The sequence below is a fragment of the Chitinophaga sedimenti genome (assembly GCF_023156195.1).
Taxonomy (GTDB): domain Bacteria; phylum Bacteroidota; class Bacteroidia; order Chitinophagales; family Chitinophagaceae; genus Chitinophaga; species Chitinophaga sedimenti.
Genome location: NZ_JAKUKA010000001.1, coordinates 4,954,025 through 4,976,911, shown reverse-complemented (window position 1 = coordinate 4,976,911; position 22,887 = coordinate 4,954,025). Strand labels below are relative to the sequence as shown.

Annotated in this window: 29 protein-coding genes and 3 pseudogenes; 17 read left to right on the top strand and 15 right to left on the bottom strand. The window is 48.7% G+C overall.

What is annotated here, in order from left to right; all coding sequences use genetic code 11:
- Positions 1-73: 73 nt before the first annotated feature.
- On the bottom strand, positions 74-529 hold the full coding sequence (locus MKQ70_RS28540; RefSeq protein ID WP_248077180.1) for a methylglyoxal synthase: 456 nt from the start codon (positions 527-529) through the stop codon (positions 74-76).
- A 170-nt stretch (positions 530-699) separates the two neighbouring features.
- Between MKQ70_RS28540 and MKQ70_RS28535 the strand changes: the two genes are divergently transcribed.
- The 6 genes and pseudogenes from MKQ70_RS28535 to MKQ70_RS28505 all read left to right on the top strand — a co-directional run bounded on the left by MKQ70_RS28535 (position 700) and on the right by MKQ70_RS28505 (position 4,267).
- Entirely contained in the window at positions 700-1,278 is a 579-nt protein-coding gene (locus MKQ70_RS28535; RefSeq protein WP_248077177.1) for a NifU family protein, read from the top strand.
- A gap of 142 nt (positions 1,279-1,420) precedes the next feature.
- Positions 1,421-1,783 carry a hypothetical protein gene (locus tag MKQ70_RS28530; RefSeq protein WP_248077174.1) on the top strand — a complete coding sequence of 121 codons (363 nt, stop codon included), beginning with the start codon at positions 1,421-1,423 and terminating at the stop codon, positions 1,781-1,783.
- A gap of 10 nt (positions 1,784-1,793) precedes the next feature.
- Positions 1,794-2,674, top strand: a pseudogene (locus MKQ70_RS42850) (PNGase F N-terminal domain-containing protein).
- Positions 2,674-3,126, top strand: coding sequence for a peptide-N-glycosidase F-related protein (locus tag MKQ70_RS28520; RefSeq protein WP_248077172.1), 453 nt, complete (start codon positions 2,674-2,676; stop codon positions 3,124-3,126). The pseudogene MKQ70_RS42850 and the gene MKQ70_RS28520 overlap by 1 nt, the downstream one beginning before the upstream one ends.
- A gap of 2 nt (positions 3,127-3,128) precedes the next feature.
- Positions 3,129-3,747: pseudogene (pnuC, locus tag MKQ70_RS42845) on the top strand (nicotinamide riboside transporter PnuC).
- A complete protein-coding gene (locus MKQ70_RS28505; protein WP_248077165.1) occupies positions 3,722-4,267 on the top strand; it encodes an AAA family ATPase in 546 nt (181 codons plus the stop codon). Before pnuC ends, MKQ70_RS28505 begins: the two are co-directional and overlap by 26 nt.
- A 13-nt stretch (positions 4,268-4,280) precedes the next feature.
- Here the strand turns inward: MKQ70_RS28505 and MKQ70_RS39870 are convergent, their stop codons facing one another.
- Complete coding sequence (locus MKQ70_RS39870; RefSeq protein ID WP_282456846.1) at positions 4,281-4,601, bottom strand: transglycosylase domain-containing protein; 321 nt, start codon at positions 4,599-4,601, stop codon at positions 4,281-4,283.
- On the bottom strand, positions 4,598-4,837 hold the full coding sequence (locus tag MKQ70_RS39865) for a transglycosylase domain-containing protein (protein ID WP_308199224.1): 240 nt from the start codon (positions 4,835-4,837) through the stop codon (positions 4,598-4,600). The genes MKQ70_RS39870 and MKQ70_RS39865 overlap by 4 nt, the downstream gene beginning before the upstream one ends.
- A gap of 291 nt (positions 4,838-5,128) precedes the next feature.
- Here MKQ70_RS39865 and MKQ70_RS28490 point away from each other — a divergent pair.
- A pseudogene (locus MKQ70_RS28490) lies at positions 5,129-5,745 on the top strand (L-threonylcarbamoyladenylate synthase).
- Between the two features lie 293 nt (positions 5,746-6,038).
- Here MKQ70_RS28490 and MKQ70_RS28485 read toward each other — a convergent pair.
- The 7 genes from MKQ70_RS28485 to polA all read right to left on the bottom strand — a co-directional run bounded on the left by MKQ70_RS28485 (position 6,039) and on the right by polA (position 11,409).
- Positions 6,039-6,266 carry a hypothetical protein gene (locus MKQ70_RS28485; RefSeq protein WP_248077154.1) on the bottom strand — a complete coding sequence of 76 codons (228 nt, stop codon included), beginning with the start codon at positions 6,264-6,266 and terminating at the stop codon, positions 6,039-6,041.
- Positions 6,256-6,636, bottom strand: coding sequence for a hypothetical protein (locus MKQ70_RS28480; RefSeq protein ID WP_248077151.1), 381 nt, complete (start codon positions 6,634-6,636; stop codon positions 6,256-6,258). The genes MKQ70_RS28485 and MKQ70_RS28480 overlap by 11 nt, the downstream gene beginning before the upstream one ends.
- A gap of 117 nt (positions 6,637-6,753) precedes the next feature.
- Positions 6,754-7,293, bottom strand: a complete 540-nt coding sequence (locus MKQ70_RS28475) for a C1 family peptidase (RefSeq protein ID WP_248077148.1) — start codon at positions 7,291-7,293, stop codon at positions 6,754-6,756.
- Positions 7,294-7,307: 14 nt separating this feature from the next.
- On the bottom strand, positions 7,308-7,694 hold the full coding sequence (locus MKQ70_RS28470; protein ID WP_248077145.1) for a hypothetical protein: 387 nt from the start codon (positions 7,692-7,694) through the stop codon (positions 7,308-7,310).
- A gap of 25 nt (positions 7,695-7,719) precedes the next feature.
- A complete protein-coding gene (locus MKQ70_RS28465) occupies positions 7,720-7,899 on the bottom strand; it encodes a hypothetical protein (protein ID WP_248077142.1) in 180 nt (59 codons plus the stop codon).
- Positions 7,900-7,974: 75 nt separating this feature from the next.
- Complete coding sequence (locus MKQ70_RS28460) at positions 7,975-8,421, bottom strand: GNAT family N-acetyltransferase (protein ID WP_248077139.1); 447 nt, start codon at positions 8,419-8,421, stop codon at positions 7,975-7,977.
- A 171-nt stretch (positions 8,422-8,592) separates the two neighbouring features.
- Positions 8,593-11,409 carry a DNA polymerase I gene (gene polA / locus MKQ70_RS28455; RefSeq protein WP_248077127.1) on the bottom strand — a complete coding sequence of 939 codons (2,817 nt, stop codon included), beginning with the start codon at positions 11,407-11,409 and terminating at the stop codon, positions 8,593-8,595.
- 72 nt (positions 11,410-11,481) lie between these two features.
- Here polA and MKQ70_RS28450 point away from each other — a divergent pair, with 72 nt between their 5' ends.
- Positions 11,482-11,838, top strand: coding sequence for an arsenate reductase family protein (locus MKQ70_RS28450; protein ID WP_248077125.1), 357 nt, complete (start codon positions 11,482-11,484; stop codon positions 11,836-11,838).
- A 20-nt stretch (positions 11,839-11,858) separates the two neighbouring features.
- Here the strand turns inward: MKQ70_RS28450 and MKQ70_RS28445 are convergent, their stop codons facing one another.
- On the bottom strand, positions 11,859-12,506 hold the full coding sequence (locus MKQ70_RS28445; RefSeq protein ID WP_248077122.1) for a glycosyltransferase: 648 nt from the start codon (positions 12,504-12,506) through the stop codon (positions 11,859-11,861).
- A 247-nt stretch (positions 12,507-12,753) separates the two neighbouring features.
- Positions 12,754-12,876, bottom strand: coding sequence for a hypothetical protein (locus tag MKQ70_RS39860; protein WP_282456845.1), 123 nt, complete (start codon positions 12,874-12,876; stop codon positions 12,754-12,756).
- Positions 12,877-13,299: 423 nt separating this feature from the next.
- On the opposite strand from MKQ70_RS39860, the gene MKQ70_RS28440 reads away from it, so the two are divergent.
- The 5 genes from MKQ70_RS28440 to MKQ70_RS28420 all read left to right on the top strand — a co-directional run bounded on the left by MKQ70_RS28440 (position 13,300) and on the right by MKQ70_RS28420 (position 16,694).
- Entirely contained in the window at positions 13,300-13,548 is a 249-nt protein-coding gene (locus MKQ70_RS28440) for a hypothetical protein (RefSeq protein ID WP_244836519.1), read from the top strand.
- Positions 13,549-13,692: 144 nt separating this feature from the next.
- A complete protein-coding gene (locus tag MKQ70_RS28435) occupies positions 13,693-14,409 on the top strand; it encodes an arginase family protein (RefSeq protein ID WP_248077120.1) in 717 nt (238 codons plus the stop codon).
- The gene (locus tag MKQ70_RS28430) at positions 14,394-14,831 is read left to right on the top strand and encodes an arginase family protein (protein ID WP_248077109.1); all 438 of its coding nucleotides are present in this window, start codon (positions 14,394-14,396) and stop codon (positions 14,829-14,831) included. The genes MKQ70_RS28435 and MKQ70_RS28430 overlap by 16 nt, the downstream gene beginning before the upstream one ends.
- 18 nt (positions 14,832-14,849) lie before the next feature.
- Positions 14,850-15,743, top strand: a complete 894-nt coding sequence (locus MKQ70_RS28425) for a YitT family protein (RefSeq protein ID WP_248077107.1) — start codon at positions 14,850-14,852, stop codon at positions 15,741-15,743.
- Between the two features lie 141 nt (positions 15,744-15,884).
- Positions 15,885-16,694: an alpha/beta hydrolase gene (locus MKQ70_RS28420; protein ID WP_248077104.1), complete on the top strand. Its 810-nt coding sequence runs from the start codon at positions 15,885-15,887 to the stop codon at positions 16,692-16,694.
- A gap of 174 nt (positions 16,695-16,868) precedes the next feature.
- On the opposite strand, the gene MKQ70_RS28415 is transcribed toward MKQ70_RS28420, so the two are convergent.
- Both MKQ70_RS28415 and MKQ70_RS28410 read right to left on the bottom strand, forming a co-directional pair.
- Positions 16,869-17,180, bottom strand: a complete 312-nt coding sequence (locus MKQ70_RS28415) for an anthrone oxygenase family protein (protein WP_248077101.1) — start codon at positions 17,178-17,180, stop codon at positions 16,869-16,871.
- Between the two features lie 51 nt (positions 17,181-17,231).
- A complete protein-coding gene (locus MKQ70_RS28410) occupies positions 17,232-18,158 on the bottom strand; it encodes a hydroxypyruvate isomerase family protein (RefSeq protein ID WP_248077098.1) in 927 nt (308 codons plus the stop codon).
- A 195-nt stretch (positions 18,159-18,353) separates the two neighbouring features.
- Here MKQ70_RS28410 and MKQ70_RS28405 point away from each other — a divergent pair, with 195 nt between their 5' ends.
- The 4 genes from MKQ70_RS28405 (at position 18,354) to MKQ70_RS28390 (ending at position 22,158) form a co-directional block, all read left to right on the top strand.
- A complete protein-coding gene (locus tag MKQ70_RS28405; RefSeq protein ID WP_248077062.1) occupies positions 18,354-19,316 on the top strand; it encodes a formylglycine-generating enzyme family protein in 963 nt (320 codons plus the stop codon).
- Positions 19,317-19,437: 121 nt separating this feature from the next.
- The gene (locus tag MKQ70_RS28400; RefSeq protein WP_248077059.1) at positions 19,438-19,815 is read left to right on the top strand and encodes a hypothetical protein; all 378 of its coding nucleotides are present in this window, start codon (positions 19,438-19,440) and stop codon (positions 19,813-19,815) included.
- Positions 19,809-20,828 carry a Gfo/Idh/MocA family protein gene (locus MKQ70_RS28395; RefSeq protein ID WP_248081704.1) on the top strand — a complete coding sequence of 340 codons (1,020 nt, stop codon included), beginning with the start codon at positions 19,809-19,811 and terminating at the stop codon, positions 20,826-20,828. The genes MKQ70_RS28400 and MKQ70_RS28395 overlap by 7 nt, the downstream gene beginning before the upstream one ends.
- Positions 20,773-22,158 carry a D-alanyl-D-alanine carboxypeptidase/D-alanyl-D-alanine-endopeptidase gene (locus MKQ70_RS28390; RefSeq protein WP_308199551.1) on the top strand — a complete coding sequence of 462 codons (1,386 nt, stop codon included), beginning with the start codon at positions 20,773-20,775 and terminating at the stop codon, positions 22,156-22,158. The genes MKQ70_RS28395 and MKQ70_RS28390 overlap by 56 nt, the downstream gene beginning before the upstream one ends.
- On the opposite strand, the gene MKQ70_RS28385 is transcribed toward MKQ70_RS28390, so the two are convergent.
- Entirely contained in the window at positions 22,155-22,583 is a 429-nt protein-coding gene (locus MKQ70_RS28385; RefSeq protein ID WP_248077057.1) for a hypothetical protein, read from the bottom strand. The genes MKQ70_RS28390 and MKQ70_RS28385 overlap by 4 nt on opposite strands.
- Positions 22,584-22,887 lie beyond the last annotated feature (304 nt).

The following is a 22,887-nucleotide window of genomic DNA, read 5'->3' as shown; positions in this document are numbered from 1 at the left end:
TCCTTCCCGTGAGATAGCGCGTTGCTGCCACCACAAAGATCTCACAACGTTGCCCTTAAATTCTCTCATCCGCTTAGTTCACCTTTCTACCTACGTATACTGAGTAGTCGGGCAATATCACGGTATAATCCTGGTGCATCAGTGGCGAGGTCATCAGAAAATCAGCGGAGGCCCTGTTAGAGGCCATCGGGATATTCCAAACCACACCCAGCCGCAGGAGCGCTTTAATGTCCGGGTCGTGGGGCAACGCTTCCATAGGATCCCAGAAGAAAATGATAACGTCTATCTTACCTTCGGCTACCATAGAGCCGATTTGCTGGTCGCCGCCGAGTGGACCGCTGAGGAGCTTCCGCACCGGGACGTCTAATGCCTCCTCAATTAACTTGCCGGTGGTACCGGTAGCATACAACTCGTGACGGGAAAGTACGGTTTTGTTATACACCGCCCACTCGATCATTTCGGCCTTCTTATGGTCGTGCGCAATCAACGCGATCCGTTTACGGGGATGTAAAGTCTTTGTCTGTTGCATAGCACAAAAATAGAAATAGATTTTAATTTGTTATCGCTCTGAACATCAATATATAAAACAAAAATAGGCCAAACCTATAGCCAGATCACAAAATTCGATGGTCCTACGGCGTTTATTTGCCATCCATATGACCGAAAGTTGCTAACTTTGCTCAAGTTAAATTGATAAAAATGATTAAGACAGGAAATCCAATCATCAGCATTTATACGGAGATGACGCCGAACCCGGAAACGATGAAATTCGTGGTGAACAAGCTGTTATATCCGAACAAATCCATCGATTTCCCGGATGCGGCCAGCACAAAGGCTTCTCCGCTTGCGGCTGAATTGTTTACATTCCCCTTTATCCGTGGCGTATTCATTTGCAGCAACTTTGTGACGTTAGCTAAAACGCCGGATACCGATTGGACCGATGTAATTCCTTCCATCAAAGCGTTCCTGAAAGAATACCTGGAAGATAACCGTGGCGTTATTAACGAGGAAGATATAGAACAGCCTGTGCTGAGCACCGATGAAAACGACATCGTGACCCGCATTAAGGAATTGCTCGAAAACTACGTAAAACCAGCCGTGGAAATGGATGGCGGCGCTATCCAGTTCAAAGACTACCACGACGGCGTGGTAACACTGATGCTCCAGGGCTCCTGCTCTGGCTGCCCTTCTTCCATGATCACGCTGAAATCAGGCATCGAAGGCATGATGAAACGCATGATTCCCGAAGTAAAAGAGGTAGTAGCAGAAGCAGAATAATCCAGACTTTCGTTACGTGAATGATAGTAAGTAAGCACGGCCATCTGGTCGTGCTTTTATTTTTCCGCCAGCCATGTAAGCTCCGACCAGTTTTCCCACATCTTTTAATAGCTTTACGCCCCTGTGATCCAAAAACCTGATTATGAAAGGATTTATGCCGGCGGCATTGGCGCTGTTGACTTTCGCGCAACAGCCACTGCACGCCCAGAAAAACAGTGTAACAAAACAACAAGCCAATGCAAAAGAAGCCGTAATCACCTACGGAATCCGTAACAATGGCAAAGAAATGCCGGGTGCAAACCTGAAACTATTCATCAAAGATGGAAAAGCAACCCTCGTACAAGGTAATGGTGGCCGCGAACAACAGTACCGGACTACGGCCAGCAGGCAAGCCTGCAGTTGCTTTCCTTGGAAGACGGCAACTATCTCCTTAAAAACCATTTTCCAGCTACGCGGAAGCGACGCTACTTCCAGACACCGCTACCATCCTGGGCCTGCCGTGTAAAAAAGCCAAATTGACCGTTCGCTCCAATGCCATCGAAGTATGGTACACCACAGCGCTTGCAGTGAAGGGTAGTCCAAGTATCTCGATTGCGCCTCAATTGGGACTGGTGTTGAAAATGGTACGCAATGGCAATGCTGAAACTTTTGCGAAAGATATCAGCTACCGTACGATAACCGATAAAGAACTGAACTGGCCGGCCAGCAACACACAGGAAGTAGACGAACCTACTTACCAGGCGAATATTATCCGCAGCCGTTACAAAACAGTAAACATCTTCACCCAGGAACAGCTTAGTTTCGGTAACACCATCCAGAATCCACAAGGTGAGCAACTGAACCAGACGTACCACTATTCCGGCGGCACCATTGTCCTGAAAAAGGTAAATCTTCCCAAAGCCCGCCGCGGGCAGAACCTGTTCGTGGAACTGACGCAATATTCCAATGGCGACGCATACGATCGCACCGGGTCTGTTTTTGCCATCCCTGCTAATAAAAAGAAACCTTTCTGAAAGGCCTGCAGGATGGCGCAAAAGCGCTTCCGTCCTTTACTGCACGCAATGGCAAAGCATACCAGGGTACGGTGGCCACAGGCGAATATGAGCCGTTACTTGAAATCATGCGTTTCTTCACACCATTTGGGGTAAGGCATTTTAACCAACAGGTGCAGATCAAAGGGTATAACTGGGCAGACTCAGTAATCTACAAACAGGATGTAACTGAGTTGATCCCCCAGCTGGAAGGCGAAGTGTGGGTAGGTGTTTTCATCGGCAACTACGACAAAGGCGGCCACAAAGTGAGCCTTGACTTTAAATATTACCCCGGGTTTGATGGCGAACGTCCGGAGGCGGCACACACTACCGGATCAGCCCGATCTTTAACACCACGAACGTAATGGAAATGACCGGACAGGAATACGGTACTATGTTCGAAAAAGATTCGCTGACCGTTACGGTGACGATTCCACAGGGCGTGAGCAACCTGAAACTGCGCTACATCACCACCGGGCACGGCGGCTGGGGCGGCGGCGATGAGTTTAATCCGAAGCTGAATGAGATCTTCGTGGACGGACAGCGCGTGTATCATTTCATTCCCTGGCGCACGGACTGCGCGGTTTATCGCCTGAGTAACCCTGCATCCGGCAACTTTGGTTCCGGGCTCAGCTCTTCTGACCTTAGCCGCTCCAACTGGTGCCCCGGAACATTAACTTTACCAGTAGATGTTCCCCTGCCCCACCTGAAACCGGGCACGCACACATTTAAAGTTGCGATCCCGCTCGGCAAACCCGAAGGTGGCAGCTTCAGCGCATGGAATGTTTCCGGCACGCTGATCGGCGATAAAAAATAAACATGGAGCAGATTTACATAGAACTGATCAAAGGTTTCCAGGCGATGACCTGGCTGGAGGGAATTGCGGTACTGTTCGGCGTGCTGAGCGTACTGTTTTCCAAACAAAACCACATCGCGGTGTACCCTACAGGCATTGTTAGCACGGCTATTTACATCTACCTGTTTGTAAAGGCCGCCCTGTACGCCGAAGCTTCGCTGAATGCTTACTATCTCATCATGAGCATTTACGGCTGGTACATCTGGACGCGCAAAGATGCGCAACAGCACGAAAACATCCGTAAGCCGGATAAATGGGAAAGAGCTGTACACCGCGGTCGCGATTTCGAGTATTGGCTGGGCGCTTATCTGGTTTGTATTGTCACATCATACTGATTCTACCACGCCTATGCTGGATGCATTTGTTTCCGCCACAGCCTGGGCAGGCATGTGGCTGCTGGCCAAACGCAAATTGGAAAATTGGATTTTCCTAAACATCTCCAACTTTGTAGCGATACCTTTGCTGTTCTATAAACATCTCGCGCTTACAGCGCTGCTCACGGTTTTCCTGTTCATTATCGCGGTAATGGGCTATTTTCAGTGGCTGCGTATTTACCGTGAGCAATCAAAAACTGCATCTTGAAAAAGTAGTTGTCATAGGTCCGGAGTCAACGGGAAAAAGTACGCTGAGCGAACAACTCGCCCAACATTACCAAACGGTATGGGTGCCGGAGTTTGCGCGCGGTTATATCGACCGGTTACATTCGCCCTACGAAAAAGCTGACCTTACTGAAATCGCCAAAGGCCAGCTGGCCGCGGAAGATACACTGGAGCCAAGTGCGAACCAGCTGCTCATCTGCGATACCGATCTGCACGTGGTAAAGGTATGGAGTGAGGCAAAGTACGGCGATTGCGACCCGCACATCCTGCAAATGATCGCCGAACGCGATTATAACCTTTATCTTCTTACTTATATTGATATTGAGTGGGAGCATGATCCGCAACGCGAACATCCGGATCCGGAAGAACGGCAGTATTTTTACAATATTTACCGCGATATCGTGATTCAATCAAGGCTTCCCTGGGCCGACATCCGCGGTGGATACGACGAGCGGCTCCGGACAGCGATCCATGCAATTGACAAACACATCTTCTTAAAATAGCAAAAGCCCGGAGTTACTTCTCCGGGCTTTCCTTTTTCCTGGGTATATTGTAGATCATTTCCTTTATATCCGGGTCCGGCGCCAGGTTCCGCATCTGTTGCAGGATGCGCTTCTGTCGCCATACGGTAATACGCGCGGGTGGAACCACGGTATGCGTAATCGGGTTCGGCAGGCATGCGGCAATCATGGCCGCTTCTTCGCGGTTCAGTTGAGAAGCCTTCTTTTTATAATAAGTCTGCGCTGCGGCCTCTATCCCAAAAATACCCTCACCCATTTCCGCCACGTTCAGATATACTTCGAGGATGCGCTTTTTACCCCATAATTTTTCAATCATGAAAGTGAAATACACTTCCAGGCCCTTGCGGAACCACCCGCCCCCTGCCAGAGGAACACGTTTTTGGCTACCTGCTGGCTGATCGTGCTGGCGCCTCTCCTGCGTTTGCCCTTCTTACTTTCCTCCATCGCTTTTTCGATGGACTTATAATCGAATCCCTCATGATCGGGGAACAACTGGTCTTCGCTGGAAATAACGGCCAGCTTTGCTGTAGCCGAGATTTCTGCATAATCCACCCAGTCGCGTTTAAACTTTTGTCGGAGCCAATCAAACTGAAGCGCGCGCCAATGATGGTTAAAGTTGTAGGCGGATTAACCCATTTCAACATTACTATATAAACCAGATGCGCAACAAACAGAACGAGCAGAACGATTTTCAGTTTGCGCCAGATCCTGGGGAACAATTCCTTTTGTTTTCATTCACGGTTTTTCTAAATCGGCGGAAAGTTATAAAGATTATTTTAAAAACAGATTTGTAACATTCTGTTGATTGAATTGTTAAATGAGAATAATGCAGTAAGTTTAAGTATGTTACTAGAGCTCCATCCGCAGAACCCGAATCCGAGGCACCTGAAAACCATTATCGAGTGCCTGAAAGATGGCGGGATCATCATCTATCCTACTGATACCGTGTATGGTATGGGCTGCGATATCTTTCAGCATAAGGCCGTGGAACGCATATGCCGTATCAAGCAGATCGACCCTAAAAAAGCCCATTTCTCCTTTATTTGTTACGATCTGAGCCATTTATCGGATTATGCAAAAAGTGTGGACACGCCTATTTTTCGTGTGCTGAAAAAGCGCTGCCCGGTCCGTATACATTTATACTGAACGCCAGCCGGGAAGTGCCCAAGCTCCTGAAAACCAAACGCGATACCGTGGGTATTCGTGTACCCGACAATAACATTTGCCGCACTATCGTTAAGGAATTAGGGAACCCGGTAATGAGCACTTCGCTGCCGGTGGAAGAATACGTGGAAGAATATACCGATCCGGAAATCATCCATGATAAATTCGGCAAACTGGTGGATATCGTTGTGGATGGCGGTCCGGGCGGCATGCGTTTTTCTACCGTGATCGACTGCACCAGCGGGGAGCCGGAACTGGTACGTGAAGGAGTAGGCAGCTACGATGCCGTGCTTTAAATATCAACATATGAAAAAAGGTTTCTTTTTTATACTGATGTTATTACTCGCTGCGCAAAGCCGTGCGCAAACCGTGGCGTTAAAACCCGCACCTATCAACGCTTTCCGCATTCGCCCAACTACCGATACGCTGCAACGCGCGGCTGGTTACTTCCGGTTATCACCTGCCAACAACTACCAGCAGCACTTTGGTTTTTTCTGCAAACAGGAATGGATGCTTGAGAAAAAACGAACATACCATTCCGGTTCCGGCTGGGATCACTGGAACAAACCGATCGCCGCGAGGGCAAACACTAAACCTGTCCCTTATTGTCGATTAAGATGTAAGGCACCACTTCCTTATTCCATCGCTGCCCCCAGATGCGGGACGCCTGATCTTTCGCCAGGTTGATGAAACTGTCCCACTGCGTGGGGTGAATCGTTTGGCAACCGAGGCTTGATGTAGTGTTATACCCGCCGCGGTGGATATTGATACCAAACATACCGGTGTCCTCGTAATCCGGCGAACCATCACGAACCACGGTGACGGCACCTTTTGTCTGCACCAGCGCCGTACTGCCCTTTGTGCAATCCAAACTGGTGCGCCTTCCACAAGCCCGGGCGAAGACAGGCCATGCCTTTAGCCGCGCCGGTGCCACTGCCCTTACGGAAAGTAGACGGATCTGTATTAGCGTTAAAAGCCGCGGTCACAAATGGGGAATCAATGAACAACGCATCGTCGTAAATACTGCGGTCGTTCTGGTTGGCTTCTCCTAAAGTATTGAGGTAATAACCGCGGATGCCGATTACCAGCAATGGGTGCTGGTCGCGGTTGAGCATAAACGGCGAAATAAGCTCCCTCAACCGGTCGGATGACAAGCGGGGCTTGGAATTGGGGACTGCTGCAGGCATATGTTGAATTTTGAGGTTATGAATAGGGAGATGCTGCTTTTTAAAGATACAATATTCAACATAAAAAAAGCCGCCCTGTAGTAAAGGCGGCTTTTCTGTATAATAAATGCTGTGCAATTACTTGATGCCCATTTTTTTGGCAATATCCGCGGGGATCGCCTTCTTATTCACCATGTAGCAGGTGGTTTTGTAGGCGAAGTATGGCATTGAAGCGTAGAAGTAGCCACCGCAAGGATTTTCGGTACCCCATGAGTTCTTCACTTTAAAATATTTGGTGCCGTTCTGGTCTTTGTAGATACCAGTGATGTGCATGCCATGGTCGTCCTGCGTTTCGAAGTTGTCGAACGCCTCCTGGCGCAGTTCCCGGGTAATTACCTTTTCTTTACCCGGTTGTGTGTAGAGGGAAGCACGCTCCTGCTGGCTCATATCCGCAAGTTCTTTTTCCGGAATGATGGCCAGACCGTCGCGGTAAGCGAAAGTTTTTTCACTTACATCCGCAGCCCAGGCAATCGAGTAACCATTGGTTACGGCAGTTTCGGCAATCTTAGTGAAATCGGCCAGGGGCACATTGTATACACTTTCCCAGTTCCAATTATCGGGTACTTCCAGTACAAACTGGTTATAGAATGGATGATGAGTAAAAGAAGAAATCACCACATAATCATCGGCGTTCAGGCCCGGTATTTTGCAAAAGATTGCGGCGTATAGGTTTTGCCTTCGTATTCGAATTTCTCGGGAGCAGTGCCCATATAAGCATCTACCACGCCATTGAATGCTTTCTTCCAGGCCGGATTAACCGCTTTCGCGTCGCCCAGCGGCTTAACGATACCCTCTAACAGTGTTACCATTTCGGCATGGTTATATGTTTTGTTGCGGTTACCATCGTACACGCTCTGGGGCACCATACCGAATCTTTTCAGACACAGCAGATCGTCCGGGAAGCCACCACCTTCTGCGAAGTTGGCTTTACCATGCATACGCACATAATTCTCCGCTTTTAACGGATACATGTTACGCACCACGAACATTTCGCTCAGGTTCAGGTTAGCGTTTTTCACTTTACCCGCTTTCAATACTTCAGATTCAAAAAAGAAAGACCGGAAAAGACCAGCAGGTGCCGGTTTGCCCCTGGTTTTGAACGCCGGTGGCTTCCAGATCTTTAATAGTGGTAAACTCGTATTTGCTACCTTCTTTGTTGGTGTTGGTTTGAGCAAATGCCGCAGTAGTGCTCAGCACCGCAGCGAACATTATCCATTTCTTCATAATGATTGATTTTTTTAAACGGACCAAATATAACGAAACCCGTTCAACACCGCGGCAAAGTTTGGGAAGAGCGGTTTAGGGCTTATAATCGCTGCGCGAGATCTCCCAGCGCCACAATTCGTCCTCATCCTCGCTCGTAAACGCCCCGGCAAAATGCATTCCCGCCTTTTGCAGCACTTTTACAGCCGCATTGTATTCCTCGAGCGTATGCGCCCTTACCTTATCAATATAGGTATGACTAAAGGAAAAATCGATCAGCGCCTTAACCATTTCAGTGGCGTAGCCCTGTTCGCGGTAAGCGGGTGCAATTTCGTAGCCGATTTCCACCACGCCGCTTTCGCCCGGCTTACCCTTAAAGCCGCCGGTGCCGATCAGTTGCTTATCCTCTTTATGAATAACAAGGTAAAAGAACCAGCCAAGCATAGAGGGATCGTTCCGAAGTTTATCGTAGGCGAGTAATACCATTTCGGGGTATTCGGTCCAGTCATCCGGTACGGTTATATCCAACAGGTCCGCCAGCACTTCTTCGCCCTGAACAGCGCTTCAAAGTGGTGGAGGGTGCAGGGCAACAATTGTAACCTTGAGGTTTCGATCATGGGAGAAAACTAGTAAAGGAAATTGAATTTTCCAATGGGGTTAATAAAAAAATGGATGGTTAGGAGCACTCACTAACCACCCTTAAAACATTTATAATCAATGTGCTTCGAGCCAGTTGGCGCCAGTACCTATTTCTACTGCCACTTTTACGGCCATAGGCAGTGCGCGTTCCATACAGTCGCGGATCATGGGTTTCAATCGGTCAAGTTCTTCGAGGTGTGCATCAAACACCAACTCGTCATGCACCTGCAGCAACATCTTTGATTTAAAATTCTGTTGCTTCAGCTCCTTATGAATGCTGATCATCGCCAGTTTGATCATATCTGCCGCAGTTCCCTGTATCGGCATGTTGATCGCATTTCGTTCGGCGTAACCGCGCACTACCGCATTGGAAGAGTTAATGTCTTTCAGCCAGCGCTTGCGGCCGAGCAACGTTTGTACATAACCTGTCGTTTGTGCAAAGGTCACCTGTTTTTCCATATAATTTTTAATGGACGGATATTGCGCGAAGTAGTTGTCGATCAACGTTTTGGCTTCGGTGCGCGAGATACCCAGGTTTTCACTGAGGCCGAATGCGCTTTGTCCGTAGATGATACCAAAGTTCACGCTTTTGGCGGCGCGGCGCATATCGGAAGTTACATCGCCCAGATCAACGCCATAAACCTTGGATGCAGTAGCGGTGTGAATATCAATGTCGTTTTTAAATGCGGCGATCATACTTTCATCCTCGCTGATGGCGGCAATGATGCGCAGTTCTATCTGGGAGTAATCGGCAGAGAGCAGCGTGTATTCCGCATTGCGTGGTACAAATGCCTTGCGGACTTCGCGGCCACGTTCTGTGCGGATAGGGATGTTTTGTAAGTTTGGATTGTTGGAGGACAGGCGGCCCGTCACCGCTACGGCCTGGTTGTACGACGTATGGACGCGGCCCGTACGCGCATTCACCATAGTAGGCAACGCATCGACATAAGTAGATTTCAGTTTGGTCAGCTCGCGGTAAATCAAAATATCTTCTACGATTTTGCTTTTATTTGCCAGCTTTGCCAGCACTTCCTCGCCTGTCGCATATTGCCCGGTGCGGGTTTTCTTCGCCTTGGGGTCGAGTTGCAGTTTTTCGAACAGCACTTCACCCAGTTGCTTTGGTGAACCAAGGTTAAAGCGCACGCCGGCCTGTTCGTACACGCTTTCTTCGGCGCGACGAATATCCGTTTCCAGTTGTTTCGAGTAATCGGCTAGCGTATTGTGATCGATCGCTATACCTTCGAACTCCATATCCACCAGTACTTTCACAAGTGGGTTCTCCACTTCATAAAACACTTTGCTCACCTCGCGGGCATCCACGATGGGCTGAAATTTTTCCTTCAGCTGTAAGGTGATGTCGGCGTCTTCCGCGGCGTAGTCCTTAATTTTTTCAATTTCCACATCGCGCATGTTGCCCTGGTTTTTACCTTTTTTACCGATGAGCGTTTCGATGGAAACAGGTGCGTACTGCAGGTATTGCGCACTCAGCATATCCATGCTACGGCGGCCTTCCGGCTCAATAAGGTAATGCGCTAACATGGTATCGAATATCTTTCCCTTAATTTGATAGTCGTACCACTTCAGCACCAACATATCGTACTTCAGGTTCTGGCCGATAAAAGTGATTTCCGCTTCGTCGAACAGGGGTTTGAATACAGACAGGACGGCCAGCGCAGCATCGCGTCCAGTGGGAACGGGCACGTACCAGGCTTCCCCGGCTTTGCAGGCGAAGCTCATGCCCACCAGTTCAACGTTGTTGGCGTCGGTACCGGTAGTTTCCGTATCAAAACAAACTTCTTTTTGTTGGAGCAGGAGTGCTACCAGTTCCTGTTGCTTTTCAACAGTGTCGGCTAGATGGTATTCGTGCGGAGTATTTTCAATATTCTTATCTGCCTGCAAACCAAATTGCGGCACCTCGTTGTCATCGGACGCTGCAACTAAAGGAACAGCCACAGTTTCCACCGCATTACCGAACAAATCCTGCTGCACGGGCTTATCTGAACCGGCTATAGCGTTAAAACCTTCGCCCAATATGCGTTTGCCAAGCGATTTAAATTCCAGTTCGGTGAAAATCTCGCTGAGCGACTCTTTCTGCATTTCTTTGATGCAGAAGTTTTCTTCATGAAACTCCACGGGAACGTCGGTAATAATAGTGGCGAGCTTTTTCGAAAGAATCGCGCTTTCGGCGCCAGCCTTAATTTTTTCGCCCATCTTTCCCCCGATTTTGTCTGCGTTCGCCAGCACATTTTCCAGCGAATGATATTCGGCCAGCAGTTTCATGGCCGTTTTTTCGCCTACGCCGGGGATACCGGGAATGTTATCCACAGCGTCGCCCATCATGCCTAAAATATCTATCACCTGGTGCACATCCTGGATCTGCCATTTGGCACAGATCTCTTTCGGCCCCATAATTTCTTCTTTATTACCCTGGTATGGAGGCTTCCAGATAAATACATTATCTTTTACCAGCTGGCCATAATCTTTATCCGGGGTTACCATGTATACTTCATATCCCTGCGCGGCTGCCTGCCAGGCAATAGTGCCGATAATATCATCGGCCTCATAGCCGTCCAGCTCCAGCACCGGAATATTAAATCCTTCAATTATTTTTTTGATATCGGGAAGCGCGTCCAGCAGATCTTCCGGAGCTTCTTCGCGATTGGCTTTGTATTCAACGAATTCGGTATGCCTTTCGGTAGGCGCCGCTGTGTCAAAAGCAACGGCTATGTGGGTAGGTTTTTCTTTGTTGATGAGGTCGAACAAGGTGGAAGTAAAACCAAATTGTGCATTGGTATTGCGGCCCTTGCTGGTAATGCGCGGACTGCGAATCAATGCATAATAGGCGCGATAGATCAGCGCCATTGCATCTAATAAAAACAATTTCTTACTCATTGGGTAAAAGTAAGCAAATACCTGTTTCTAAATTAATGTTGATGATGATGTGATTTCTTTAAATTTGCCGGCATGAAAAAAATCTATCATTTGTCGTCCTGCTCCACTTGTCAGCGCATTTTAGGCGAAGTGGGCGCCGTTGAAAAAGGTGTAAAACTGCAGGATATAAAATCAGAACCTATTATGCCCGCGCAGCTCGACGAGATGAAAGCGCTTTCCGGCACTTACGAATCTTTGTTCAGCCGTCGCTCCATGAAATATCGTCCCATGGGTCTGCACGAAAAAACATTGACCGAAAACGACTACCGCGACCTGATTTTACAGGAATACACGTTCCTTAAACGCCCGGTAGCGATAATCGGAAAGAAAATTTTTGTGGGGAACGATAAGAAAACGGTCGAAGCACTCAAAAACGAGCTGGCCGGTTAACCAGTAAAAGTTTAGGCCTTCTATACATGAGCCTGTTTTTCCGGAACCTGGCCTTTGGCCTGCAAAGATTCGGCGAAACGGCGCACAATTGACCGGTAAGCGTGCATATCCTGCTCCTGACTAAACGAGCGGAAGGGGAAGTTTTTTACCGCCTTCAGCACTTTCGCCAGGTCGAAGTCCTGCTGCATTACATTATAGAAATAACCTTTCTCCATCAACCATTTACCAAGGTATTCCTGTTCGGTTTGTCCCGGTGTTGGTACGAGGATGGCCTTTTTGTCAAGCTTCGCGAGGTCCATGAGCGTGGTATAGCCCGAGCGGCTGAGCACCAGTCCCGAGGCCAACATGGCTTCATTCAGTTCTTTGGCATTGAGGTGGCTTACGTGCGTAATACCGGGCGCCACTTCATTTTTAAATACCTGATCCGGTATTCCACTGACAATCAAGGCCTTAACAGGCAGTGGTTTTATCTGGGAGATCACCAGCTCTTCCAAACGTGTACGCTGCGGCTCGGGACCAGATATGAGCACGAGCAGGTCATAACGTTGGGGCACTCCGGGCTTTTTCTCGAAACGGGACAGGCAACCCAGGAAAGTAACATTGTCCGGAAGGTCGGACGGGTGGGCCAGTTCGCCACTAAGATTGGGTTCACCTTTAAAGTCGGGCACCCAGCACTCAGTGTATTTTTTTATGTAGAAGTAGTTGATTCTCTTCAAGATACGTTCTGTAATACCACCAAAAGGCGTCTTGATCAGCAACTGGTGGGAAATAAAAACGCAGGGAATACCGGGATGATGGAGCCCGAACCGGTTATCGGAAATTACGGCATCGATCCCGTGTTCCCGTACCGCTTTTTGAGCCAGGCCTGCTCATTGGCAATGGCACGGCGGATTTTGGGGATTTGTTGCACGATCTTCAGCCCAAAAACACCCCGCGTTTGGCATAGGTAATTTTATACCCTGCCAGCGGCAAAATGGTGAGCTGTGGGAACTCCCGGGCGAGCAGCGCCGCATGCTTCCCTTCCGCCGCAATAAGCACATCGCAACCGGCGTTTAATAGTTCAGCAATGAGCGGAATGTCCCGCGTGGCATGGCCCAGCCCCCAGTCCAGTGGAACTATGAGGATTTTTTTGGAACAGGAGAAGGTTTGAACAAATAATTATGTTTTTTTTTACGAAAATAGTTTAATTTAGAAATGCTCATTGTTAAGAAACAGTAAACTTCATGCGGCTGGAAGTTTAAACGAAGACTAAAAGAATGAAAAAAGTACATTGGATTTTGTTGTTACTGTTATCTGTTGGTTTGCTGTCACAGGGTTGCGGGGTCTTAAAGAAAAATGATTGCGGCTGTCCCACGATGAATAAAAACGGATGCATTGAGCCATTTAGCCTAATGAACCTCTATCCTAGAAAATGCTAAAAGCAAATGTCAACTAATCAGAGAACACTCAAATTTTATTCAGATGAAGCCTGTAGAAAGAGACTTATTGATCTTGCTTCATGAAGACCGCTACAATGAACAGCAGATTCAGAACGAAGTGAAACAACTGAGCGATATGCTTTCATTGATCGAGACAATGGATTACATTTCCACGGCAGCGGAAGTAGCAGATTGTAACAAACATCGCGTTAGCAGCAAGCGCAGCGTACTGGAGAAGGCATTCTTCCGTAAGGAGCCACGCGCATTCGAATTTATTATCCACAAGAACTGATTACGCAGAGCAGAGAAACGTTATTAAAAAGTAACATCGTAGATACCATATCCGGCGCAGATACTTTTTCCTCCCGTTTTTTAAATCTACCACTCAATTTCTTTTTTTTCTTGTTAGGTTTGCGAGCAATTAAATCCGTTGTGAATGATTGACTTTTCGCACCTGCAAGATTTCTTATCGCCCGTTTCCAAATCATTTCTGAATGATGAGAACGAATATGACGACTTCCAGATAGGGCACTTCGTGGACCTTTATGAGGACGAGGAACAAATTCCTGATTTTGAAGCCGCGCATATTATCCTTTTAGGAGTAGGCGAACAACGGGGCGGCTTTGCCCGTACCACATCCACCAATGGCCCCGATAACATCCGTAGTGAGTTTTACCGCCTGTATCACTGGCATCGCGATCTCAAAATCGCCGATGCAGGAAACCTGTTGGCCGGCAATACGCTGATCGATGCCTACGCTGCCATGCGCGCGGTACTTACCGAATTTATCGACGCTAATAAAACGGTGATCATACTCGGCGGCTCGCACGACCTGACGTATGCGCAGTATCGTGCCTACGCGGATAAAAAATATATTATTGAAATATCCGTCGCCGACGCACTCATCGACCTGATGGAAGAGTCGTCTACCGCGGATACCGGTTTTCTTATGCAGCTGTTTACCGAACAGCCAAACTACATTCGTCATTACAACCACATTGGCTTCCAGAGCTACTTTGTACAACCGCGTATGCTCGAAACCCCGACAAACTGCGGTTCGACTGCTTCCGCCTGGGTAAAGTCCGCGAAAACCTGGAGGAAATTGAGCCGGTATTACGTACTACAGATATGTTCAGCGTGGACCTGTGCATGATTAAACATTCCGATTCGCCGTCCAACACACTTTCGCCGAACGGTTTTAGCGGCGAAGAGGCCTGTGCCCTCTCCCGCTACGCAGGCATGAGCTCCCAGTTAAGTACGTATGGTCTTTACGGTTACAATCCAGCCAAAGATAAGGACCGCATTACCGCCAAACAGGTAGCGCAGATGCTCTGGTACTTTATGGACGGCCGGTCTGTAAAGGCAAAGGAATCCATGTTGCATGAGCGCGAAGCCTTCCCGGAGTTTCATGTGGCGTCGGAAATCAACACTACTTTTTTAAAGAGCAAAAAAACCGGCCGCTGGTGGATGCAGTTGCCGGACAAACAATTTATACCCTGCGCGTACAGCGATTATCTTATTGCCAGTAACAATGAGATTCCGGAGCGCTGGCTGCGTTCCCAGGAAAGGATGTAATCCTAAAAACGGTGCCCCATGAACACTACCCGTAGAGAACGAATTGCCCGTCTCAGCGTGATCCAGAACGCGCAGGACGTGTTTCTGATCGCCATCGGCGTAATGCTGGCTGCCATCGGCCTTAAATGTTTTCTATTGCCGAATGGTTTCCTGGACGGTGGAGTAACGGGCATCTCACTGCTCATTAACCGGTTAACGGGCATTTCAGTATCGGTGCTGCTCATCATACTGAACGTGCCATTCATTTTACTGGCATACAAACAGCTTTCTAAAACATTCACCATTAAAACGCTGGCCGCTATTCTTGGATTAGCGGCCAGCCTTATTTTTATCGAGGCGCCGGTGCTCACGCACGACAAACTGCTGATCGCCATCTTTGGTGGATTCTTTCTGGGTGCGGGCATCGGTATGAGCGTTCGCGGCGGCGCCGTACTCGACGGAACAGAGGTACTCGCGCTATTCATCAACCGAAAAACGGTTTTGTCTGTTGGGGAGGTAATCATGTACTTTAACGTGGTGATTTTTGCGGTGGCTGCCATTCTTATTAACGTGGAAACCGCGCTTTATGCCATGCTCACCTACCTGAGCGCCTCTAAAACAGTCGATTTTGTGATCAGCGGTTTCGAGGAATATATTGCACTCACGATTATTTCCAACCAGGCCGATCTGGTACGCAAAACACTGACACTCAAGTTGCGCAAAGGCGTTACGGTATTTAAAGGCAAAAGTGGTTACGGGAAACGAGGAGAGGTAGATAATGAAATTGATATCATTTATACCGTGGTTACCCGGCTGGAAGTGCATAAAATTATTGACGAGATTGAAAAGATCGATGAAAAGGCGTTCATCATCCAGCACAATATTAACGACACCAAGGGCGGAATGATCAAACGCAGGGCAACACATCTATAAAAGCGGTATAATTTTTTATATCTTTCTGACAGCGTTCCCCGTTATTTAAAACCACGCGTAGGGCCCAACATGAAAAAATTCTTTTTATCAGTACTTATTATGATCAGCGCCGCATCCGTTTATTCTCAGGAAAAATTTTATTTGTATCCGGATAAAAAAGGGTTGAAGATCGGCGGCACTTCCAAAGACACGGAAGCTCCGTACATCGAACACTTTGCTGCCAATGGCGACAAACGCAATGGAGCGGCCATTTTAATATGTCCCGGTGGTGGTTATGGCCACCTGGCTGTGGGCCACGAAGGCTCGGACGTTGCCAAATTCTTTAACAACGAGGGTTTCGACGCCATCGTACTCCACTATCGGCTGAACGATGCTGCGCAGAGCGGATCGCGTTACCCCGATCAGTACAACGATGTTACCGCCGCCATGCGCATCGTGAAATCAAAAGCAGCCGGCTGGAAAGTAAACCCGGACAAAATCGGCGTGATCGGTTTTTCTGCTGGTGGCCACCTCGCTTCTATGCTGACCACGATTCACAAAGCGGCCAATCCCGGCTCGAAGGATTCACTGGAGCAATACAGCTCCCGCCCGGCGTTTTCTATTCTCGTATACCCGGTAATTACGTTGGAGGGCGAGTTTAAACATGCAGGCAGCGCCCGCAACCTCCTCGGCGATAATCCTCCTGCCGACCTCGTGTATAAATTATCTACACAGCATTCGGTGGATGCGAATACGCCTCCCACCCTGCTGATCCACTCTACGGACGACAAAACCGTACCGGTAGAAAACAGCCTGCTGTTCTATAATGCACTCAAAGCCAATAAAATTCCAGCCAGCCTACACATTTTTGATCATGGCGGACATGGATACGGCATGGCGCCGAAAGACCCGGTTATTAATACCTGGCCCGGCGTTGCAGTGCTGTGGGTGAGAGAAAAACTTGGATTGTAAAACGAAAGAAGCGCCTTTAACCAGGCGCTTTTTTATGCCATCCGCTCCACCAACATGATCATCATCAATATAAATGAGCCGATTGCCAACACCGGCGTCCTGCAAAAATCTTTGCCCAATGGTCGCGGTAAACGGTCCAGTCAGCTGGTGGGGCATCGGCATTCCAGCCGGCAATTATTTTGTTGATCGTATTATTGCCTTCAATGCTAATAACAAATCCAGCAGGAAAAGCAGCATAGCCGCGTACCACCAATAGTTACGAGCGGCCAGGACGATCACGGGCACACAACTCACTAACAGGAACAAATACACGAATCGGAAGGGGGCGCTAATGTGCCGGTTGATGGCCTGGCGCATCAGGATGTATTCGCGGGCAGGCAGTTCCTGCAAAACTTTGGAAAAGCAAACGAGATAATAAAACGACTGGCCGGCGATTACGCCAAAGCCGATCAGCTGGCAGAGCAGCACAATTTTCAGGAGTGTCATGGGGTTCAACTTAAAAAAATAAAGGGCCGCAAAACCGCGGCCCTGGTATATTTACAGGAAACTGTCGCTTTCGCGGTAGGCTTTAATGAGGGCGGTTTCGCCATCTTTTCCGGGTTGTGCATTACCATGCTCCATACCCGGGATGCCTTTATATCCTTTTTTATGCAGGTGTTTGAAGATATTTTTATAATTGATTTCGCCGGACGTAGGTTCCTTACGGCCAGGGTTGTCCCCGATCTGGATATAGGCAATTTCGCTCCAGCACCAGTCGATGTTGGGAATCAGCTGCCCGGTGTTACGCTGCATGTGATAAATGTCGTACAGGATCTTACAGGCCGGGCTGTTAACCGCGCGGCAAATCATATACGTTTGATCGGCTGTACGCAGGAAAAGATCCGGATTATCGCTCAGCGGCTCCAGTACCATTGTAAGATCGTGTTTCGCCAGGATGTCTGAACCAAGGCGCAACGCGTCGATTACGTTACCGGTTTGTACGCCTATGGGCAGGTTACGCTCGAAATAGCCGGGCACCACCGTCATCCATTTGGCGTTTACACGCTTAGCCACTTCCACGGCTCTGGTGCACACATCTACAAAACGATCTTTAAATTCCTGTTTTCCAGTAGCCAGGGACACTTTCCAGTTGTCGCCGGCGTCTATAACAAATACACCCATCTTCATGCCCAGCTTGCTCATCAGCTGCGCAACCTTTTCCTGCTCTTCTTTGCTGCGGCCCATCATCCCATTGTCTTCCAGGCTACGGAAGCCCCGGTCGTACATGAATTTGATCTGGTCCAGGAAGCTTTCGCCGGCACTGTTTTTAAACATGCCTGCGTGCGGGGCGTAATCAAGGTTAAACGGTTTTCCTTTGTCTTGTAACGTGGACTCAGCCGGTAACACACTTGCGGCGGCGGCACCAAACGTGAGGGAGCCAATACCCGCCAGCGTACCATGCTGAAGGAACTTTCTTCTTTCCATATTAATAATAGTTAGATAAGGGTTCGTGATATGCCATTAAATTTAATAGCTTTTTTCAGCTAATTGCCGGTAATCCTAAAAAAAATGCAAGTTTTTACATGATTGGTTAATGCTCATCAAAAACTGATTGCATTCGCCGGAACAATTTGATAAATTCAAGCCCCGATCTTGTTCTTTCTTTTATAAATTCTATTGATGACGAAAAAAACCATGGCTCTCCTGCTGCCCGCACTACTTGGCAGCGCAGCCTTTGCTCAAAACAAACCGGACTTTACGGCTTACGACCAGAAAATTCCGGGCTCCGATATCACCTTTAAAATGGTACCTATCCCGGCCGGCGAGTTTATGATCGGCAGCCCCGCCTCAGAAAAAGGCCGCGGCGCAGACGAGGGGCCACAGAAAAAGGTAAAGATAGATGCCTTTTGGATGGGCGCCACCGAGGTAACTTTCGACGCCTATGACTTCTACGCCGATCCTGATAAAGAAAAAGAACTGCCTGACGGCATGACACGCCCAAGCCCTCCCTACATCGATCTGACCCTGGGTATGGGCAAATCCGGCGGCTTCCCCGCCAACAGTATGAGCCAATACGGTGCACTGATGTACTGCCAGTGGCTCTATAAAAAAACCGGCGTGTTTTACCGCCTGCCCACCGAGGCTGAATGGGAATATGCAGCCCGTGCCGGCTCCACCACCGCTTATCCATTTGGAAAAGATACTGCTCAACTGGCGCAGTACGCCTGGTCTTCCGGCAACAGCGATATCAAATATCATAAAGTTGGACAGCTGAAACCCAACGCCTGGGGCCTTTACGACATCCCGGGCAATGTAGCCGAGTGGACGATGGACCAATACGATCCGCAATATCTTTCTAAAATAAGTGCCACGGATCCCTGGAACAAGCCCACAGCTAAGAATCCGCGCACCATTAAAGGCGGTCACTTTGGCGATCCTGCTGTAAACCTGCGCCCGGCGGCCCGTCTTAAATCAGATATGGAATGGAACCGCCGCGACCCGCAAATTCCACGCAGCTACTGGTGGAATGCCGATTCGCCGTTTATTGGTTTCCGCCTGGTTCGCCCGGTAAAACAACCCACAAAAGAAGAGGCCGAGCAGTTTTTCGAAGAAATTGTGGAGCAGTACAAGGGCTCAAGATAGAATTTTGAAAAAAGTGTAATCGATTTTGTAACTTTTACTGGTTGCTAACACGTCTTATTCCCAACGCTTATCTTTTTAAACACCACGGGCTTGTTCCCGCAGGTCCACAAAATAAACATCAATGCAAAACGAAAAAGATCTAAAATTCCACGAAGGCCGCAGAGACTTTATGAAACAAGGCTCCCTTCTCGCCGGAGGTATGCTGGCCGCCCCGCTCCTATCGCAGGCGAACTATTTTTCCGGTTCGGCCGGCGTTATCAAAATAGCTCTCATAGGCTGTGGTGGCCGGGGTTCCGGTGCCGCCGTACAAGCCCTGCGCACTAAACAAAACGTTCAGCTCGTTGCTATGGCCGATGCTTTCCGCGATCGCCTGGACGGTGCTTATACCAATATTAAAGAAGACCTCGGGGAGGCCGCAAGCCGCGTAGCCGTACCTGAGTCTAACAAATTCGTAGGCTTCGATGGTTACAAAAAGCGATCGCTTTGGCCGATGTGGTGATCCTCACCACGCCTCCGGGCTTCCGTCCGCTGCACTTCGAAGAAGCGGTTAAACAGGGCAAACACATCTTCATGGAACCCGTGGCGACCGACCCAGCAGGTATCCAACGCGTGCTGGCTGCCGCCGAAATCGCGAAATCTAAAAAACTAAACGTGGTAGTCGGCCTGCAACGCCGCTATCAAAACTCCTACCGCGAGCTGTACAAACGTGTGCAGGACGGCGCTATCGGCGATATCCTTTCTGTACAGGTTTGGTGGAACCAGGGCGCGCTGTGGGTGAAACCACGTAAACCTGAATACTCTGAAATGGAGTACCAGATGCGTAACTGGTACTATTTCAACTGGCTTTGCGGCGATCATATCGTAGAACAACACATCCACAATATTGACGTGGGCAACTGGTTCAAAGGCGCAGTGCCGGTATCCGCAGTGGGTATGGGTGGCCGCTCCTGGCGCAACGGTAAAGAATATGGCGAAATTTTCGACCATCACTATGTAGAATACCGTTATGCGGACGGCGTAGTAATGAACAGCCAATGCCGCCACTGGAAAGACTCTACAAGCCGTGTTGACGAAGAGATCGTTGGTACGAAAGGCCGGGTAATTGGCGACCGTGCGCAGATCCTTGACCATAAAGGAAAAGTTGTTTTCCAGTTTGATAAAAAGAACAAGGAAAACCAACCTTACCAAACTGAGCACGACGAACTGTTTGACGCGATTGCGAAAGGCGAATACAAGTTCGAAGACACGAAACGCGCCGCAGAAACCACGCTCACCGCGATCATTGGCCGCATGGCAACTTACAGTGGTCAAACCATTCCGTATGATAAAGCGCTGGCGAGCAACATTAACCTGCAGCCTGCTACTTACTCGTTCGATGCGGCGCCCCCGATCGTTCCGGACGCCGATGGTTTTACGCTTACGCGAAACCCGGTTCCACTAAGTATTTCAGCTAGTTATTCACACCTTTATATCACCCTGTGCAGCCAGCCTGCACGGGGTTCTTTATTCTGATGATGAAATTGTTTATGAGTTTCCGCTACTTGCTTCCTGCTGTTTTGCTCACCTCTGTCTAACCAACATCAACGCACAAACGAAAAAAATAGCAGGTTGGGCAAATGACGTTCTTCAGTCTCCCGCCCTTAAAAACGCCCATGCTGGCATTGCGCTATACGATCCGTCAACCGGCAAATTCTTATACCAATATCAATCAGACAAATTCTTTGTACCCGCATCCAACACTAAAATCATCACTTTATTTACGGCGCTGCAACACCTGGGCGATTCGCTGCCCGCAATGCGCTACGCCGAAAACGACACCGCCATTTTTATTAAAGGCATGGGCGATCCATCCTTCCTATACCCGGATTTCACCTACCAGCCAGTGTTTGATCATCTAACTAAAACAACTAAACGAATTTACCTGTTGCCTGCTGTAAATGATAACGAGCGTTATGGCCCGGGCTGGGGCTGGGGTGACTATGCGGACTACTATCAGCCGGAGCGAAATGAATTTCCACTTTACGGAAACGTTGCCTGGATCAATTATGATAAACGCGGTTACAGCGTGGCGCCTTCGTTTTATCATCACCCCGATTATTTTCAATTACAACCGGATGCCAGCGCAGGCTCGCCAGTAGCCGGCCGCGACGAACGGCGCAATTTCTTTTACTTGCGTTACCGGCCGGGCGATACCGCAAAACTGGAGGGAGAGGTTCCCTATATTACAGGGCAGTTGAAAGATATTGCGGCACGTCTGCAGGACACGCTTGGGAAGCCGGTGTGGACAGGGGTCTCGTTCCCAGCAAACGCCAGCATCCGCACTATGTATAGTTTGCCAGCGGATACACTGCTGCAACCCATGATGCACCGTAGCGACAACTTCTTTGCCGAACAAATATTGATGATGGTGGCGGCGAAGCACTGGGATACCATCAGCACGCATAAAACGATCAACATGATGTTGAACACTTCGCTGAAAGATTTGCCCGACACGCCGCAATGGGTCGATGGTTCCGGTCTTTCGCGATTTGATTTATTTACGCCGCGCGATTTTGTAAGTGTGTTGGAGAAGATGTACAAAACCTATTCCCGCGAAAAGCTGTTCCCACTTTTTGCAACCGGCGGCAAAGGTACACTGCGCGCATATTTCCGGGAACATCCGGGAACGGTATTCGCGAAAACGGGCACCTTAAATGGCGTAGTGGCGCTAAGCGGCTACCTGCTTACAGAAAAAGGAAAAACATTGATCTTCAGTATTCTTGTAAACAATCATCACACCACTTCCACCAATGTGCGCCGCGAAACGGAAAAGTTCCTGATGAACGTACGCGCTACGTATTAAGGTTTTTTAATATCGTAGTTAAAGATGCGGGTAGTGTCGCTATCGGTATCTACCTGAATGAGGCCAACGCCTTCTGCATAGTAATTCGTTGCCAGCGTACCAAGGTCAACCGGGAAACCCATGATGGTAGCCTTTGCGTCCATGCGCACTGCGATTACATTTTTAAACGTTTCTACCAGTACGGTTTTAGATATGTTCTTTTCGGTAACCGTGTAGGTTAAGGTGAGTTTCGCGTAACCCAGTGGCGTATCTACCGACAATGTATCTTCCCAGGAAGAACCCGCGCGCACATTATCCTTTAAGTAAGTACTGATGATGAGGTCCGCTTCATATCCCTGCAAAGACACGTCAGTAGCCACCTGCGTATACACTCCATTATCACAGCGCTGGAACGACACGCTTCCGTCGAGATCGGTTTCGAGCACCGGTATTTTTTACCATCGATCATAGAATCACCGGTGGTGGTTAAGGTGTAGTCGGTAACATCGCCATTAATTGAGGTTTGTGTATAGTAAAAGCAGAGCCTTTGTAATACGGGGCATAACCGCAAAGGGTTTCCTTAGGCGTTCCTTCCTGGCTTGTTTCTTTTTTACACGCAAATACAGCGAGTGTAAGGCCACAGATGGCGGTCAACATGGTCCTGGTCCTCATGGTGATGCAGGGTTTGTTTTGAGATTTTTAAACGGATGTGTCTAATCGACACTTATATTTAGAAAACGTTTAACGTTA